The following is a 17,833-nucleotide window of genomic DNA, read 5'->3' on the forward strand; positions in this document are numbered from 1 at the left end:
GGAACGTGATGACAGTTATTGTTTTAAGTGGCCCTATTGGAGCCGGTAAATCCAGTTTAACCAGTATTTTAGCCAAATATTTAGGAACTAAGCCATTTTACGAAAGTGTTGACGATAATCCAGTCTTACCACTTTTTTACGCTGATCCTAAAAAATATGCATTTCTGCTTCAGGTGTTTTTCCTTAATACACGTTTTCGCAGCATTAAGGACGCATTAACCGACGATAATAACGTGCTTGATCGTTCTATTTATGAAGATGCACTCTTCTTCCAAATGAATGCCGATATTGGACGTGCAACTAAAGAAGAAGTTGACACTTACTATGAGCTTTTAAACAATATGATGAATGAGCTCAAAAATATGCCAAAAAAGAACCCTGATTTGCTCGTCCATATCAATGTTTCATACGAGACGATGCTTAAACGTATTCAAAAGCGTGGTCGCCCGTACGAACAGCTTAGTTATGATTCAACGCTTGAAGATTATTACAAACGACTATTACGTTATTATAAGCCTTGGTATGAAAAGTATGATTATTCACCTAAAATGGAAATTAATGGTGATGAGCTTGACTTTATGACCAATGAACATGATCGTGAGATTGTTTTAAATCAAATTGTCGATAAATTAAAAGAGATTGGTAAATTACCTGAATCATGGGATAAGCCAACCAAGGTCGAACTTGATGCATAATCAGTAAACCAATTAACTTGCATATTGTAGTGAAAAGCCGTTTTTAGATATTTAGTCTAAAAAACGGCTTTTTGTTTTGTTAAATTTCTTGCTGAGCAGTCTAAAATAACTTTTTACACTATTACCATTTTATTATTAAAAAAATATGTGCTATTCTGTCATAAATGTAATTTTTTGCTCATTATTTCAATTTACGCTTTAAAGGAGAATAAGATGAATTATATAATCTCAATCATGCCTTCTCTACTTTCTGGAGCTAAAATGACCCTGATTCTATTCTTATGGACCTTGATCATTTCTATCCCACTTGGAATCATTGTTAGTTTGGGTTTAATCTCACATTTTAAAATTATACGTGCTATTTTAAAATTTTATATCTGGATTATGCGTGGTACGCCATTGTTACTACAACTAATCTTTATTTTTTATGGACTGCCAATCATTGGCATCATTTTTCAACGATACAATGCTGCCTTATTCGCTTTTATCTTAAACTATACTGCTTACTTTGCAGAAATTTTCCGTGGTGGTTTTCAGTCTGTGCCAGGCGGCCAATATGAAAGTGCGCACGTTCTGCAGCTCACAAAATGGCAAACTTTGCGACATATTATTATTCCCCAAGTAAGCAAAATTGTTATACCGTCAATTGGCAATGAAGTAATCAATTTAGTCAAGGACACTTCCCTTGTTTATGTTATTGGCTTGGGTGAACTCCTACGTGCAGGAAATGTTGCAACTGCACGAGACGTTACCCTTGTGCCCTTAGTTCTAGTTGGTATTATCTATCTACTAATGACCGGTATTGCATCATTTATTTTAAAGAAAATCGAACACAGTTACTCTAAGTGGAAATAATAAGGGGAATGATTCATGCTTGAATTAAAGAATATTACTAAAAAATTTGGCTCTCGAACAATTTTAAATAAGCTAAACTTAACAATTCCCGATCAAGAGATATTAGCAATAGTCGGACCTTCGGGTGCCGGCAAAACAACTCTTCTACGTTGCCTTAGTGGCTTAGAAAAAGTCGATTCTGGTCAGTTTCTCTGGAGCAATCAAGAATTTGACCCAACTCAGCCAAGTAAAGATAATCAAATTACTGGTGTTGTTTTTCAAAGTTACGAATTGTTTCCCAATTTGACCATCATTAACAATATCACACTCGCACCAAGATTGGTTTTAAAAGAAGATAATAGCCAGGCTCTACAGACAGCTAAGCAATTGCTTCACGATCTAGACTTAACTGGCAAAGAAGAACTGTATCCATATCAGCTGTCTGGTGGTCAAAAGCAGAGAGTTGCGATTGCGCGAGCATTAGCAATGAAGCCACAAATTCTATGCTATGATGAGCCGACCTCAGCACTGGATCCTGCATTACGTACCAAAGTCGGCGAAATTATTTTACAACTGAAAAACAACAATAAGATGACACAAATTATTGTTACACACGATATGGATTTTGCTCATCAAGTAGCTGATCAAATTTTCACGGTTAAAGCGTTAGATTTTAAGAAGGTGGATTAAGTGAAATGCAAACGTCTAATGGCATTATTTGCCACCATCTTTTTTACTCTTACTCTGTCTGCTTGTAGCGGTATTTCCGTTAACAGACAAGCTAACAAAGTTGACAATTGGACTCATATTAAGGATCGAGGCTATGTAGTTGTTGGTGTTGACGACACATTTGTTCCAATGGACTTTCAACAAAAAAACGGAAAACTAATCGGTTATGATGTTGACTTAGCTAATGCAGTTTTTAAATTATATGGTATCAAGGTCAGCTTCCAAACAATTGATTGGTCAATGAATACAACTGAATTAAGAAATGGGACAATTGATGTAATTTGGAATGGTTTCAGTAAAACTCCCGCTAGAGAGGCAAAAGTTAACTTTAGTAAAACCTATTTGGATACAACACAGGTCATAGTTGCACTGAAGAAAAATCACATTAACAGCATTAAAGACATGCAAAATAAAGCACTAGGCGCCCAATCTGGTTCATCAGGTTACAATGACATCATGGATTATCCAAAGGTACTTGCTAACCGAATTAAAGACCACTATCCAATTCTCTACGATTCCTTTACTAACGCCTTTATCGATCTAAACGCAGGTCGAATTGATGGCTTGTTAATTGATAGTTCGTATGCTAATTACTATATTTCGCGTCAAAAGCATCCTGAACGATTCACTGAAATTGATAGTTCTTTTCCAAAGGAACAATTTGGCGTTGGCATGCGCAAAAGTGATATAACTTTACAGCGAAAGATCAACCACGGATTAGATATTCTTGCTAAAAATGGGACATTAGACCGAATTAATCATAAGTGGTTTGCGGATAAAGCACAGTCTCCACTTCTTAAAAAGTAATTAGCTAAGCTCCTCAAGAACTTGAGCAATGCCATCATGGTTGTTATCAGAAGTCACATTTACAAATTGCTCTTTCAATTCTGCTGGAGCGTTACCCATCAAAAATGGATGCCCAACTGTTTCTAGCATTGAAACATCATTGTAGTTGTCACCAAATGCCCAACAAACAGTCAGCTTCACATTAAATTCTTCTGCCAGTTCTTTAATTCCCTCGCCTTTAGATACACCATTAACAACTATTTCTAATAAATTGGGAGCCGATTTAACTAAGACCACGTCTGGATATTCGACAGTCAGATCTTTTTGCTCTTGATCAAGTTGTTCTGGATTGCCCATAATAAGGACCTTGTGAACACCTTTAAGTTTTTCAACTTCAGCAATTGAGCTTGGTGTCGCTTTAACTTGAACAATCTGCTCCTCTTTTTTTACCAATTCAACATTATTTCCTGGGAAATAAAACCAGTCATAGCCACTATAAACATTCCAAGTAGTCTGATTATTTTTCTTTTCGATATATGAACAAATCTCAGCTGCCTCGCTTGCTTTCATGAAGCGCGAAGATATTGGCCTTCCCATTTCATCTAAGACTAAAGCGCCATTGTATGCAATCATTGGACAGTTCTTAGTTATCTGGCCAGCCACAGTCATCACTGCTTGCGGCATTCTTGCAGAAACTGGGATAAAAACATTGCCATTAATGATTTGCCGTCTAATCGCATCTCTTGTTTTAGGTGTTACTTCTAAATCCGTATTTATTAATGTTCCATCAATATCTGAAAACAACAATTTAGCCATTTTTTCTCCGACCTTCTTGTACTCATTAGCTTACTAAGATAGTTTATTTTAAAAACTATTTCCCCTTGAGGTCAATCTGTCAGAAAACTTGTTCATTCATAAATCCCACTCAAATGTAAGGCTTTTCAATATATAATTCGTATTTGCATTTATATAACAGCATGCTACACTAAAATAGTCGTTAGATGTAAATAAAACACGAACATTATTATAGTGGGAGAGATTAAATGAATTTTATAAAGAGCTACTTTCAGCTCGATAAATATAAAACCAGTGTTAAAGTAGAGTTTCTCGCTGGACTGACTACTTTTATTAGTATGTCTTACATCCTATTCGTTAATCCAAGCGTTTTGGGTGCCAGTGGAATGGACAAAGGTGCTGTCTTTACTGCAACAGCACTGGCAAGTGCATTAGGTACAGCTTTAATGGGTATTGTTGCTAACTATCCCATTGGTGAAGCACCAGCACTCGGTATCAATGCTTTCTTTGCCTATACAGTTTGTGTAGGTATGCATGTTTCATGGGAAACAGCACTAGCTGCCGTTTTCGTTGCCTCAATCATTTTTATTTTAATTACTATGTTCAAGTTGCGTGAAAAGATCATTAACGCAATCCCTGCTGATTTGAAATTTGCCATTTCATCTGGTATCGGTCTTTTCATTGCATTCTTAGGAATGCAAGACGGTGGCCTTATTGTTGCTAATAAATCTACATTGGTTGGCCTTGGCTCACTTCATGATCCAGCTGTTTGGATTACAATTTTTGGACTTTTAGTAACCGTTGTTCTAATGATCTTGAATGTCCCAGGTGCGATTTTCATTGGTATGATTTTGGCCGCACTTTTTGGTGTTGTTACTGGTCAAATTGCTCTACCAACCAAAATCATTTCAGTTGCACCTAGTATCGCACCAACCTTTGGTCAAGCAATTTTCCATGTTAAAGATATCAATACTCTGCAAATGTGGGTTGTTGTTCTAACCTTTTTACTTGTTACTTTCTTTGATACAGCGGGAACTTTAATTGGCTTAGCTCAACAAGCTGGCTTTATGAAAGATAATAAAATGCCTCGCGTAGGTAAAGCCTTAGCTTCCGACTCAACTGCCATGATGGTCGGCTCAGTCTTGGGTACATCTCCAGTTGGCGCGTTTGTTGAATCAAGTGCAGGTATTGCTGTTGGTGGACGTACAGGTTTAACTGCCGTTTTCGTTGCTATTTTCTTCTTAATTTCAATGATTTTCAGTCCATTACTTGGTCTGTTCACTACACATGTTACGGCACCTGCTTTAATAATCGTTGGGGTGCTAATGGCACAAAACACAGCTCACATTCATTGGGATAAAATGGAAATTGCTGTGCCAGCATTCTTAATTTTAACCGGTATGCCACTTACCTACTCAATTTCAGATGGCTTGGCTCTTGGCCTTATTACTTACCCAATCTGTATGCTTGCAGCAAAACGTGGGAAAGAAGTTACTCCTATGATGTGGGTCCTCTTTGTAGTATTCATCATTTTCCTATGGGTGCTGAACTTCTAAAATAAATTATGATAAGATGAATGTGTTAAACAATCATCTTATTTTTTAACTTTTTGAAAAGAGGAGTCATGAAAACACTAGAAAAAATAGACTATAAAAAATTTATTTTTCCAGTTTTACTTGGATTAGTTTTCTGGTTTACTGCACCTATCAGACCTGCTGGGGTTACCGTCCAGGCCTGGCACATGCTTGCAATCTTTATCGCCACCATTGTTGGTTGTATTACATTACCAATTGCAATTAGTGGCGTTACACTAATCGGTTTTACATTAACAATCTGCCTTGGCCTCGTACCATTGGCCGATAAAGTAGTTAATGGTAAATTAATTGAAAAAGGTGCTATTAACGCTTTTGCTAACAGTTCAGCATGGTTAATTGTAATGGCATTTATGATCTCACGTGGAATCGTAAAAACTGGTTTAGGACGCAGAATTTCGCTATATTTTATTAAATGGTTTGGGCAAAAATCATTGGGTCTTGGCTATGCAATCGGTGCAATTGATTTAATTGTTTCACCCGCAACACCTTCCAATGGTGCCAGAGCCGGTGGTGTGGTTTATCCTTTAATTGAATCATTGGCTGAAACTTACGACTCTAAGCCAAATGATCCCTCGAGAAAGAAAATGGGAGCCTATCTAATCTTCACGGAATTTCAGGTTAACATTATTACTTCGTCTCTCTTTATGACAGCTTGTGCACCTAACTTAATTGCTGTAGCACTTGCTGGTAAAGCAGGCGTTACACTTACATGGATGCAGTGGTTTATGGCTGCACTTGTTCCTGCCGCAATCTGTCTTCTTGTAATTCCATATTTTGTTTACAAGATCTACCCACCAGAAGTAAAGGAAACTCCTAATGCTAAGGAATGGGCAAATAAGCAACTTGAGGAACTAGGTAAAGCAACACTGCCTGAAAAAATGATGGCAATTATTTTTGTAATTACCTTAGCACTCTGGATGCTTTCAAGCACACTTGGAATAGATGCAACTTTGATTGCATTCATCTCTGTTGTGTTGCTTCTCCTTACAGGTGTTCTTACTCCTAAAGATATTTTAGGTGAAACTGGTGCCTGGAACATTCTAATCTGGCTTTCTATTCTAGTTTTTATGGCTGAAAAATTAACTCAATTTGGTTTCATCGGCTGGCTTTCAACTACTATTTCAAGTAGCATGAAAGGCGGCAACTGGTTAATCACTTTGATTATCTTGGCCCTTGTATTGTTCTACACTCACTACTTGTTTGCCAGTGCAACTGCACATAACTCTGCAATGTTCTTACCACTTTTAACTGTAGCAATTGCTGCTGGAGCACCGAAGGTTATGGCTGCTCAATTCTTAGCATTGTTTTCTGCAATCATGGGTTCAACTACTCACTATTCTAGTACCGCATCTTCAGTGCTTTCTTCAACTGGTTATGTTAAACAAAGTGAATGGTGGAAGATGAGTTTTATTTTCGGTATTTTCTACATCTTAGTTTATGGAGTAATCGGACTGGGATGGATGAAAGTTATCGGCATGTGGTAATCTCAAAAGCGAGCTTGAAAGGGCTTGCTTTTTTATTTCCCAGGAAATATTATTCCAAGGCCATTTGCTTATGCTAAACTAGTTTTATTGGTTCTTTTATAAGATAGTTTTTGGAGGAAAAAATGACGACACTAGATAACGTCTTTCATTTAAACGATGCTCATACCACTATCAAACGTGAGTTAGTTGCTGCTTTAACCACTTTTGTTAGTCTCTCCTACATCCTTTTTGTTAACCCTAATATTTTACATGCAGCTGGGATTGATAAAGGTGCTGCTTTCACAGTTACTGCAGTTTCAATCGCAATTGGTTGTTTCATTATGGGCTTTGTGGCTAACTACCCCATAGCCCTTGCGCCAACACTAGGTAGTGCTGCATTCTTCGCTTACAATGTTTGTGGTGAAATGAAAATCAACTGGCAAACTGCATTAGCTGCTGTTTTAGTTGCATCTGTCTTGTTCATCTTAATCACAGTTTTAAAACTACGTGAGAAAGTAGTCGATGCAATTCCACAAGACTTAAAGTATGCTATTTCCGCCGGAATCGGTTTATTCATTGCTTTTATTGGCTTGCAAAACGGCAAACTCATCGTTAACAGCGATTCTAGCTTAGTAACTTTGGGTAAGTTTAACTCACCAGCTGTTTGGATTACACTTTTCGGGCTAACCTTAACTGTCATTTTAATGGCAATGAATGTTCCAGGTTCAATTTTTATCGGGATGGTTGTGACGGCTATCTTTGGTATTCTTATTGGTCAAGTCGAAGTGCCAAAAGCAATCATTTCAACTGCTCCAAGCATTGCCCCAACCTTTGGCCAAGCTGTTTTTCATCTAAAAGATATTAATACACCTCAGCTGTTCATGGTCGTCCTAACATTTTTACTAGTTACTTTCTTTGATACTGCAGGTACCTTGATCGGTATGACTGAACAAGCTGGAATGGTCGATCAAGATGGCAAAATTCCACGTATTGGTAAAGCCTTCGTTTCTGACTCCCTAGCAATGGTTGAAGGGGCTGTTTTGGGAACTGCCCCTCTTGGTACATCAGTTGAATCCAGTGCCGGTATTGCAATGGGTGGACGAACAGGATTAACCGCAGTTTTTGTTGGTATTTTCTTCTTAATCTCAATGATTTTTAGTCCTTTATTAGCAGTTATTCCAACTACTGTTACTGCACCCGCCTTAATAATCGTAGGTGTTTTAATGGCTGGTAACCTTAAGAAAATTAACTGGGATAAGTTTGAAATTGCTTTTCCTGCATTTTTAACAGTTATTGGCATGCCACTTACCTACAGCATTTCAGACGGTTTAGCACTTGGAATGATTGCATACCCAATCACCATGATTGCCTCTAAGCAAGCTAAAAAGGTCTCACCGATGATGTACGTGCTGTTAGTAGTATTTGTCATCTTTTTCTTGATTACAAACATGTAGCTCAATTAGACTAGCCAAAAAGCCACTTCATAATGAAGTGGCTTTTTTCTTTACGGTATTCTAGAATTTATAAAAGATGATTATTATATATTTTTCCTAGCAAAAAACCAGTCAAAGTCGAAACTTAACTGGTCTTTTTGTTACACGTGTAACACAGCTTATTTTTCTTCATACCATTCAGTGTGATATACACCGTCACGGTCATTTCTGAAGTAAGTGTGAGCACCAAAGTAATCTCGCTGTCCTTGAATCAGGTTAGCTGGAAGACTTGGGTTAAAAATGGATTCTAAATAATTAAGGGATGCGCTTAAAGTTGGAGTAGGAATGCCAGCCTTAGTTGCTAATTCAAGTACCTTACGCAATGCAGGTAAGTTCTTTTCCATTAAATCTTTAAAGTAAGGATCTTGGAACATATTATCAAGTTGTTTACCTTCGGCAAAAGCTTTTTCAATATCCTTTAGCATAGATGAACGAATGATACAGCCAGCTTCCCAAGATTGAGCAATAGCTGGATAACGCAACTCCCAGTTATATGCATCGGCTGCCATCTTTAATTGTTGGAAACCTTGAGCATAGGCAACGGCTTGGCTCAACTGCAAAGCTTTACCAAGATTATCAATTAAGTCTTCAGGAACCTCGCCTTCCCACTTAATTTCCTTACCTTCACGCGTTGTTGCCTTAGACATAAATCTGCTGATAACAGCTTCTGCAATCACACTAATTGGCACACCCAAATGTACACCGTCTTCGAGCATCCAGTTACCTGTACCCTTGTAGGAAGCTACGTTCAAGATATGATCAATGACATGATCTGGTGTTAAATCGTCTTCTTGCTTCAAAACTTCTGAGGTAATTTCACTCAAATATGCTTGAACCAGTCCCTGATTCCAATCGGCAAAAATTTCTGACATTTCATCGTTAGTTTTTCCAGCAACCTTACGCAAGATATCATAAACTTCAGAAAATTCTTGCATAATTCCATATTCGATACCGTTATGAACCATTTTGACATAGTGTCCACTACCCTCAGGTCCAATAAAGCTAACACAAGGATGACCATCATCGTTCTTAGCAGCGATTGCTTCTAAGATTGGTGCAACTTCCTTGTATGCTTTCTCGTCGCCACCAGGCATTAAAGCAGGGCCATTTAGAGCACCTTCTTCACCGCCGGAAACACCCATCCCAATAAAGTGAATGCCGTGTTCTTCCATTTCATGGAAACGCCGATTAGTATCGTGGAAGTTTGAATTACCACCATCAAGTAAAATATCGCCTTTATCAAGCAATGGTAACAACTTTTGCAAGGTTTCATCTACTGGCTTACCAGCCATAATTTGAATCAAAATTTTACGTGGCTTTTCAAGCGAATTAACAAATTCTTCCCAAGAATAAGTTGGTTTTAGCTTATCATCCTGATATTCTGCAAAAGCATCAACTTCTTTTTTATCGATACTAAAGCCTGAAACGGAGAAGCCACTATTTCTAACATTTAAAGCTAGGTTTTTACCCATGACGGATAAACCAATAATCCCGAACTGTTGCATATATATTCCTCCATCGTTCAAGTTCATACTCTATTATTATACTTGTAAGAAAGTAAAAAAGCGAAACTTTCAAGAGTCTCGCTTTTTTGAGTTCTAATATTAAATATTAGTGTGCTGAAGCACCTGAAGTTGTATCAGGTTCTTCTTCTGGTTCAGGTTCTTCCTCTTCAGCTTCGGAAGCGCCTGAAGCAGCGTCTTCAACCAAACCATACTTGTCAGCAAAGTAGCTGAATGGCTTCAATGCTTCTGCTTGATACTTCTTAACGAATTCAGGATCATCAAGTGTATTCAATTCAGTTGAGTAAGGCATGTCATGAGTGAACTTGATGTCGATTAACATTGGTCCATCCATTTGCTTGAATTCCTTAACTGCGTCTTCGAATTCCTTCTTAGTACGTACAGTTACACCCTTAACGTTCATACCTTCAGCAACTAGTGCCCATTCGTTATTAGGCATAATAACACCTGATAATGGTTGGTGTGATTCATCAACTTGTTCTGCTTCGATGAAACCTAAAGTGTCATTAGTGAAGACAACGTTTAAGATGTGCATGTTGTAACGAGCTTCAGTCAATAATTCTTGACTCATCATTGCAAAGCCACCGTCACCACTCAAGTTCCAAACTTCGCGTTCTGGGTGTGCAGTTGCAGCAGCGATTGCAGCTGGAGAGCCAAAGCCCATAGTTGCGTACAAACCTGAAGTTGCCCAAGTTTGTTCATCGTGCAAGTTTACCAAACGTTGGAAGTCAATGTTGATGTTACCAACATCAATAGCAAATTGTGCATCAGCATCAGCATATTTGTTGATGATGTCAAAGATTGGTTCACGGCGAACTGGCATTTCGTCTGAGTCATCAAAGCTGTGCTCCCAGTCTTCCCAGTTTTTACGGTCAGCCATTGCAGCCTTGTAAAGTGGTGATTCTTCACGAGCTTCACCAGCATCAATCATAGCTTGCAAAGTCTTAGCACCGTCAGCCAAAATTGGAACATCTACTGCGTGACGCTTACCTAATTTTTCTGAGTCAACATCAATTTGAACAACCTTAGCCTTTGGATCAAAGAAGAATACTGAGAATGGTGAGTCGTTACCTACCCAAATAACAGCATCTGCGTGTGTTTGAATATCGTCACTTGGCTTAGGAGCAACACGACCAATTGAACCCATGTATGCTGGGAATTTGTCTTCAACAATACCCTTAGCCATAACTGAAGACATCAATGGAGTCTTGAATTTTTCAGCGAACTTCTCTAAAACGTCGCCGTGACCCTTCATACCTAAACCATAGTATACAACTGGGTTTTTAGCTTCTTCAAGAATCTTAACAGCTGCGTCGATTTCTTCTTTCTTAGGAGCTGCGTAATTAGGGATAGCTTGCAATGAATTGTAAGTTACACGGAAGTTATCGTTAATCTTTTCCCAACCAAAGTCTTTAGGAAGGATTAAAACAGCTGGACCCTTCTTAGCATAAGCTTGACGAAGAGCTTCATCCATCATTGATGGAATTTGATCTGCGCGCTTAATTTGGTGGTTCCAAACAGCAACGGGATCGAACCAAGGCTTTTCATCGAAAGCTTGGAAGAAGTCCATGTCTTGACGACTAGTAGGGACGTTAGCAATGATAGCTACCATTGGAACCTTGTCGTACTTAGCATCGTATAAACCGTTCATTAAGTGAACGGCACCAGGGCCGGCTGAACCAAAACATACACCAGCTTGACCAGTGAATTTATATTCAGCTGCAGCAGCTAAAGCACCAGCTTCTTCGTGCCGTACTTCAATATACTTTAATTTTCCCTTAAAGTCGTGGATAGCATTCATAGTTGAGTCGAATGAACCGCCTGGGAAACCATAGATATGATCAATATGCCAGTCCAATAAAACTTGGAGCATAGCATTTGCGCCATTAATTTTTGCCATTTTTAAAGTGCATCTCCTTAAATACATTTACTTACATACTGTATTAAAACATATAATTTCACAATTTCAAGTGAGTAAAACCAACGTGGTAAGTGAGATGTAAGCGCTGTGCAAAAATATTAACTTCACAAAGATGTCACTGAAAATTGTCATTTTAAGATAACAGCAATAATTAAATTTGTGATTCTCTGATCATTCCACTATTTTTTGTGAATTTTTTTGATTTATTCTCTTTCGAAAAAATATTTTTGTTTCTTGAATTTTTTACAAAAATTACTATTTAATTTTTGAATAGCGACCATTTTGCACGTAAACGCTTAAAATGGCAAGATCAGCTGGATTGACACCTGAAATTCGCTCAGCTTGTGCGAGAGTCTCTGGTCTAATTTTCTCAAACTTTTCTCGTGCTTCCGTTGCTAAACCTTCGATTGCCTGGTAGTCAATATCAACAGGAATCTTCTTAGCTTCTTGACGATGTAATCGATTAATTTGTTGCTGTTCCTTTTTAATGTAGCCCTCGTATTTAACATTAATTTCAATTTGTTCCTTGACATAGCGCTCATTGGAAATGTGCTCTTGGGTTAATTTTTCAATGTCGTCAATCTTGACTTTTGGTCTACGCAAAAAGACATCAGCTTTGACCCCAGCCTTTAGCTTCTCCTCGCCAATACTTGCAAGATAATCTTGCACTTCTTCATTTGGATGAACGGTTATTGATTTAACTGCGTGCTCCGCTTGAATAATCTGCTCTTTTTTAGCTAAAAACTTGGAGTATCGTTCTTCAGAAATTAGTCCTAATTGGTAACCGTAATCGGTTAGGCGCAAATCGGCGTTATCATGACGCAAAATTAAGCGATATTCAGCTCGAGAAGTTAATAGCCTGTATGGCTCCTCGGTCCCTTTTGTAACTAAATCATCGATTAAAACACCAATATATGCTTCATCCCTGCCTAAGGTAAAGCCAGACTGGCCAGATGCTCGTAAAGCAGCATTGATTCCAGCAATAAGTCCCTGACCAGCTGCTTCTTCATAACCAGAGGTACCGTTCATTTGTCCAGCTGTAAAGAGATTCTTGATATTTTTAGTTTCTAGTGTGTGCTTCAGTTGCCATGGGTCAATTACATCATATTCAATTGCATAGCCTGGGCGCATCATTTCAGCATCTTCAAGTCCAGCTACAGTGTGTAACATCTCAAGCTGAACTTCTTCTGGCATTGAAGTTGAAAAGTCACCAACATAGACTTCTTCGGTGTTTTTTCCCTCTGGCTCCAAAAAGATTTGGTGCCGTGGCTTATCCGCAAAGCGAACCACTTTGGTTTCAATCGAAGGACAGTAACGTGGTCCCACACCCTTGATTTCACCTGTAAACATTGGTGAGCGGGTCAGATTATCATTAATAATTTTGTGCGTGTAGCGGTTGGTATAGGTCATCCAGCAGGATACCTGATCTTTGAGGTAATCTTCATCCTTACTTTCATATGAAAAATGACGCGGAACCTGATCTCCGGGCTCTTCTTCAGTTTTAGAATAATCAATTGTTTTGCTGTTTACTCTAGGAGGAGTACCAGTCTTAAAACGGCGTAACTTGAAACCTAACTTCTCCAGATTTTCAGACAATTTAATTGCTGGAATGGTGTTGTTAGGGCCAGAAGAATAATTTAATTCACCAATATAAATTCGTCCACGCGCTGATGTTCCGGTCGTTAGAACCACACTTTTAGCATGATATCTAGCACCGGTATTGGTTACTACTCCTTGGCAGACACCGTCTTCAACCAATAACTCGTCAACTGTTGCCTGACGCAAAGTTAAATTAGGTGTTTTTTCAATTACACGCTTCATTTGTTCATGATATTGCCACTTATCAGCTTGTGCACGTAAAGCCTGAACTGCAGGTCCCTTACCCGTATTTAGCATTCGCATCTGAATATAAGTAGCATCAATATTCTTACCCATTTGGCCACCAAGTGCGTCAATTTCACGCACAACGGTTCCTTTTGCAGGACCACCAACAGATGGATTACATGGCATAAAAGCCACCATATCTAAGCTGATCGTTAATAGTAATGTCTTTTGCCCCATTCTAGCACTTGCCAATGCAGCCTCACAGCCGGCATGACCTGCACCAACAACAATTACGTCGTAAGCATTCGAGTCATAGCTTTTAATCATTTTTACACCTATTTTCCTAAACAAAATTGACTAAACAACTGGTTTACCAGCTCATCAGGGCTGCTTTCTCCAGTAATTTCACCTAAAGTATCCCAGGCACCATTAAAATCTATTTGTGCAATATCAATTGGAACATCAATTTCTAGTGCCTTAATTACTTCATTGAGTTGCGCTTTGGCCTTTTCCAATAAGCCTGACTGACGCTGATTGGTAACCAATACTTGATCATTTGAATTTTCAATCCCATTGAAAAAGAGTTCTTTAATTGCTTGCTTCAATTGATCAAGATTTTTTTGCTGTAGAACTGAAATCGCAATTACTTTACTGCCAGTCAATTGCTTGATTTCATCTACCGTTACCTTTTGGCCTAAATCGGTTTTATTCAAAAGGACAATTCGCTTCTTATCATTAGTTGCATCAATCAAAGCATGATCTTCAGCAGTTAGAGGCTTACTTGAATCGAATAATAGTAATACCAAATCTGCCTTAGCTAGTGCTTTTCTTGAACGTTCGACACCAATTTTTTCAACTTTATTATCGGTATCACGAATACCAGCTGTATCGATCAATTTCAGTGGCACTCCTTCCACTGAAACATATTCTTCTAGAGTATCACGAGTCGTTCCCGCCACATCCGTTACAATGGCTGTATCGCTCTTAGTTAGATAATTGAGCAAAGAAGACTTACCGACATTAGGCTGACCAATAATTGCAGTCGCTAAGCCATTACGTAACGCCGTTCCTTCTGCAGCAGTTTTAAGCAGGGCATCTATTTCTGATATGACAGTCTTTGACGTTGCAATCATTTGCTTAGCCGTTACGGTATCGGCATCATATTCAGGATAATCAATGTTAACCTCAACGTTTGCTAAGACGTTTAAAATTTCTTGGCGCATCCCTTGGATTTTTTCTAACAATCCACCTTCAAGCTGTTTTTCCGCAACTTGGCGTGCTCGGTCTGTCTTAGCTCTGACAACATCCATCACGCTTTCAGCTTGGGTTAAATCAATTCGCCCATTAACAAATGCACGCTTGGTAAATTCACCAGGGTCAGCCATTCGGGCACCAGTTTTTAATAGTAACTGCAAAATCCGATTGGTAACGACAATACCTCCATGACAGTTGATCTCAACTATGTTTTCACGTGTAAAAGTTTTAGGTGCGAGCATAACTGAAACCATTACTTCATCAATAACTTCTTTATTTGCGGGATTAATGATGTGTCCATAATGAATGGTATGACTTGCAGCCTTGGTCAAATTGCCGCCCTTAAATACTTGATTGGCAATTTTAACTGCATCTTCACCAGACATTCTAACAATCGAAATTCCACCTTCACCAATTGGAGTTGAAATCGCTGCAATCGTATCAAATTCTGTTAAAGTTTGCGCCATGATATTTTCCCCTTTTCAATAAAAAAAGCGCATTATAACACCATGAATAAACCATGATGTATAAAGCACTTTGACTACTTTATCTAAATCACTTTAGATTGAATATTTACTTTTTATTACGCTTTAACCGTTTATATGTCTTACGCAGTTTACGCTTACGCTCGCGTTCAGCTTCAGCTTTTGCTTCCTGCTCACGACGATATTTAATTGGGTTTTGTAAAATAAACGTTTGTACTACTTGGAAGAGGTTAGAAACTACCCAGTATAAAACAATTGCTGATTGGAAATAGATTCCCATCACACCAACCATAATTGCCATACCATAAGTCATAATCTTCGACGAGAAGTTTTGTGACTCCTTCGGAGTTGATAATTGACTGATATATGTCGACAAGAAAGTTAGAACCATCGATAAAATCGGCATAATAAAATACTGATCTGGTTTACCTAAGTCCATCCACATAAAGTGACCAGTCATCAATTGTGGTGTTTGCGCAATCGCACCATACAATGCAAGCATAACCGGCATTTGAATTAGTAGTGGCAAGCAACCAGCATAAGGATTAATTCCTGCTTCTTTATAAAGCTTGTTGGTTTCTTGTGAAAGCAAAGTTCTCGATTCAGTATCGTTACCAGGATATTTTTTGCGCAATGCATCAATTTCTGGCTGAATACCTTGCATCTTAGTTGTACTCTTAATTGAAATAGCACTTAGTGGGTACACAATTATACGTACAATAATGGTAAAGATAATAATTGCCCAACCATAATTATTGCCAATAATCTTAGCAAGCCATAGTAAAAACGTTGACATGTAGTAAATAACCCAACGATTCCACCAGTTGCCGCTAGTATGCGAAATAGGTGCAGGCTTGTTACTTGTCGCACAGCCTGTTAAGACGACAGCGACCATCATTACTGTAAGCACAATAAGTATTCGCTTGACATTCTTTTTAGTTAAAATGTCTTTCACTCTAATCTTCCTCAACTTTATCTGGTATCTCTTCTATGATATTAGCCAAAATGAGTGCATGAAGCAGGTTCTTCCGAATTTCAGTCATACTAAAATCACGGACATACGGGCGCGCAATCACTAAAAAATCGATTTGCGGTTCAATTCTTGCTTTGTTTTCAGTAAGCACTGCACGAATATAACGCTTGAGTCGATTTCTGACTACAGCCGTATGACCGACCTTTTTACCGACAGAAATACCTACCCGAAAGTGAGCATTTTCTGGCTTCTCTATTTTATAGATAACAAAGGCCCGATTTGCTACTGAATTACCAGATTTAAAAACTCGTTGAAAATCATTTTCTGTTTTAACTCGATAAGACTTTCTCAAAACGCTTCATTCCACTCTTTGATATTAAAAAAACCACTGGGATTTCAGTGGTTTAAGCAGATAAGACTTTTCTACCCTTTGCACGGCGTCTAGCCAAAACCTTACGGCCGTTTGATGTGCTCATACGCTTCATAAAGCCATGAACGCGTGAACGGTGACGCTTTTTAGGTTGGTAAGTTCTTTTAGTTGTCATTAAACTACACCTCCATTTTTAATATGCTAACTGCACAATTTAGTATCTAGAATACCATGATTAAAGTAAAAAACCAAGGAAAAACTAAAAAAGATGTCGTAAATTACCAATTTAGGGATAATTTGTTACTTAGTTTAAGCTGCCCAACGCAAGCTTGTTGTTTGAGCAAGTCCTGATCCATCAATCTTTCGAAACCAAATTATTGCCGTAAACAAGATAAAAAGAATAGAAAAAACAATATTGGTATTACGATATGGATGCTTCGTGATTAAATCATTTCCTAAACTTTATCTGGTATCTCTTCTATAAACTAGACTCCAATATGTGCTAGTTACAAAATTTAAATACCAGGATTAAAGTAAAAAACATCTAAGAACTTAAATTATTTGCTTCTACCCTTTATTAGTTGTTCGCAACCTAACCTACCTTAGGAAAATTTACACTAAATCTTCTTTTGAAATTTCAAGTGATGGGTAGTGGCCAAGAGACGGTAGAAAAGTATCCAATGGGCAACTATATACCATGTAATAGGCTTCATCATCATTAGTAGCATTAAGTTCATAATACTTTTGCTCAGCTTTTTTAGAATCATCAGTAACATAAACCACGCCGACCACTCCTACTTTTTCAGTATCAGCTGTTTCTACATATCCTTTTAGAATAATCTTCAAGTTACCATCATCTTGTAATGCCATTTTTAAATAATCTTTATCGTTCATAAAAAATCCTCCTTTTATATAGGTTGACTCACTTAAGAAACAGCATACCAAGCCAACGGTAAAATGACTAGAAATATTTAATGCTCCGCACTTAAAACCATTTGCTCAATAATTGCATTTAAGTCAAAGAAACCTAATTAATGATTAATCAGCCAAATTCCAAAATTATATCTCGTGCATCCTAAGTCAGTTTCACTCT

At 38.1% G+C, this 17,833-nt stretch carries 17 protein-coding genes; 7 read left to right on the forward strand and 10 right to left on the reverse strand.

Annotated elements, in window-relative coordinates; translation table 11 throughout:
* Window positions 1–8: 8 nt before the first annotated feature.
* The 4 genes from DKL56_RS07775 to DKL56_RS07790 all read left to right on the forward strand — a co-directional run bounded on the left by DKL56_RS07775 (window position 9) and on the right by DKL56_RS07790 (window position 3,065).
* Window positions 9–695 carry a deoxynucleoside kinase gene (locus DKL56_RS07775; RefSeq protein ID WP_046308050.1) on the forward strand — a complete coding sequence of 229 codons (687 nt, stop codon included), beginning with the start codon at window positions 9–11 and terminating at the stop codon, window positions 693–695.
* Window positions 696–908: 213 nt separating this feature from the next.
* Window positions 909–1,550, forward strand: a complete 642-nt coding sequence (locus DKL56_RS07780) for an amino acid ABC transporter permease (RefSeq protein ID WP_074426167.1) — start codon at window positions 909–911, stop codon at window positions 1,548–1,550.
* Between the two features lie 15 nt (window positions 1,551–1,565).
* Window positions 1,566–2,219 carry an amino acid ABC transporter ATP-binding protein gene (locus DKL56_RS07785; RefSeq protein WP_109716004.1) on the forward strand — a complete coding sequence of 218 codons (654 nt, stop codon included), beginning with the start codon at window positions 1,566–1,568 and terminating at the stop codon, window positions 2,217–2,219.
* An 18-nt stretch (window positions 2,220–2,237) separates the two neighbouring features.
* Window positions 2,238–3,065, forward strand: a complete 828-nt coding sequence (locus DKL56_RS07790) for an amino acid ABC transporter substrate-binding protein (RefSeq protein ID WP_109716055.1) — start codon at window positions 2,238–2,240, stop codon at window positions 3,063–3,065.
* Here the strand turns inward: DKL56_RS07790 and DKL56_RS07795 are convergent, their stop codons facing one another.
* Window positions 3,066–3,860, reverse strand: a complete 795-nt coding sequence (locus DKL56_RS07795) for a Cof-type HAD-IIB family hydrolase (RefSeq protein ID WP_109716005.1) — start codon at window positions 3,858–3,860, stop codon at window positions 3,066–3,068.
* Between the two features lie 227 nt (window positions 3,861–4,087).
* Between DKL56_RS07795 and DKL56_RS07800 the strand changes: the two genes are divergently transcribed.
* From DKL56_RS07800 to DKL56_RS07810, 3 genes are all read left to right on the forward strand, one after another.
* Window positions 4,088–5,395: an NCS2 family permease gene (locus DKL56_RS07800; RefSeq protein ID WP_046308058.1), complete on the forward strand. Its 1,308-nt coding sequence runs from the start codon at window positions 4,088–4,090 to the stop codon at window positions 5,393–5,395.
* Window positions 5,396–5,463: 68 nt separating this feature from the next.
* Complete coding sequence (locus tag DKL56_RS07805; protein WP_046308060.1) at window positions 5,464–6,918, forward strand: DASS family sodium-coupled anion symporter; 1,455 nt, start codon at window positions 5,464–5,466, stop codon at window positions 6,916–6,918.
* Between the two features lie 122 nt (window positions 6,919–7,040).
* Window positions 7,041–8,351 (forward strand): NCS2 family permease, encoded by a 1,311-nt coding sequence (locus DKL56_RS07810; protein WP_109716006.1) that lies wholly within the window; start codon window positions 7,041–7,043, stop codon window positions 8,349–8,351.
* A gap of 158 nt (window positions 8,352–8,509) precedes the next feature.
* Here DKL56_RS07810 and gndA read toward each other — a convergent pair whose 3' ends face one another.
* The 9 genes from gndA to DKL56_RS07855 all read right to left on the reverse strand — a co-directional run bounded on the left by gndA (window position 8,510) and on the right by DKL56_RS07855 (window position 17,634).
* A complete protein-coding gene (gndA, locus tag DKL56_RS07815) occupies window positions 8,510–9,895 on the reverse strand; it encodes an NADP-dependent phosphogluconate dehydrogenase (protein ID WP_109716007.1) in 1,386 nt (461 codons plus the stop codon).
* Between the two features lie 106 nt (window positions 9,896–10,001).
* On the reverse strand, window positions 10,002–11,813 hold the full coding sequence (gene spxB / locus DKL56_RS07820; protein WP_109716008.1) for a pyruvate oxidase: 1,812 nt from the start codon (window positions 11,811–11,813) through the stop codon (window positions 10,002–10,004).
* 276 nt (window positions 11,814–12,089) lie between these two features.
* On the reverse strand, window positions 12,090–13,985 hold the full coding sequence (gene mnmG, locus DKL56_RS07825) for a tRNA uridine-5-carboxymethylaminomethyl(34) synthesis enzyme MnmG (protein ID WP_109716009.1): 1,896 nt from the start codon (window positions 13,983–13,985) through the stop codon (window positions 12,090–12,092).
* A gap of 8 nt (window positions 13,986–13,993) precedes the next feature.
* The gene (gene mnmE / locus DKL56_RS07830) at window positions 13,994–15,379 is read right to left on the reverse strand and encodes a tRNA uridine-5-carboxymethylaminomethyl(34) synthesis GTPase MnmE (RefSeq protein WP_109716010.1); all 1,386 of its coding nucleotides are present in this window, start codon (window positions 15,377–15,379) and stop codon (window positions 13,994–13,996) included.
* Between the two features lie 106 nt (window positions 15,380–15,485).
* A complete protein-coding gene (locus DKL56_RS07835) occupies window positions 15,486–16,352 on the reverse strand; it encodes a membrane protein insertase YidC (protein ID WP_046308074.1) in 867 nt (288 codons plus the stop codon).
* A 1-nt stretch (window position 16,353) separates the two neighbouring features.
* Window positions 16,354–16,722, reverse strand: coding sequence for a ribonuclease P protein component (gene rnpA / locus DKL56_RS07840; RefSeq protein ID WP_046308076.1), 369 nt, complete (start codon window positions 16,720–16,722; stop codon window positions 16,354–16,356).
* A 52-nt stretch (window positions 16,723–16,774) separates the two neighbouring features.
* Window positions 16,775–16,915, reverse strand: coding sequence for a 50S ribosomal protein L34 (rpmH, locus tag DKL56_RS07845; RefSeq protein WP_003549412.1), 141 nt, complete (start codon window positions 16,913–16,915; stop codon window positions 16,775–16,777).
* A gap of 134 nt (window positions 16,916–17,049) precedes the next feature.
* Window positions 17,050–17,184, reverse strand: a complete 135-nt coding sequence (locus DKL56_RS07990; RefSeq protein ID WP_109716011.1) for a DUF3923 family protein — start codon at window positions 17,182–17,184, stop codon at window positions 17,050–17,052.
* Window positions 17,185–17,352: 168 nt separating this feature from the next.
* On the reverse strand, window positions 17,353–17,634 hold the full coding sequence (locus tag DKL56_RS07855; RefSeq protein WP_074426158.1) for a hypothetical protein: 282 nt from the start codon (window positions 17,632–17,634) through the stop codon (window positions 17,353–17,355).
* Between the last annotated feature and the right edge of the window lie 199 nt (window positions 17,635–17,833).

The sequence above is a fragment of the Lactobacillus apis genome, assembly GCF_003150935.1.
In the GTDB taxonomy this organism is placed as follows: Bacteria; Bacillota; Bacilli; order Lactobacillales; family Lactobacillaceae; genus Lactobacillus; species Lactobacillus apis.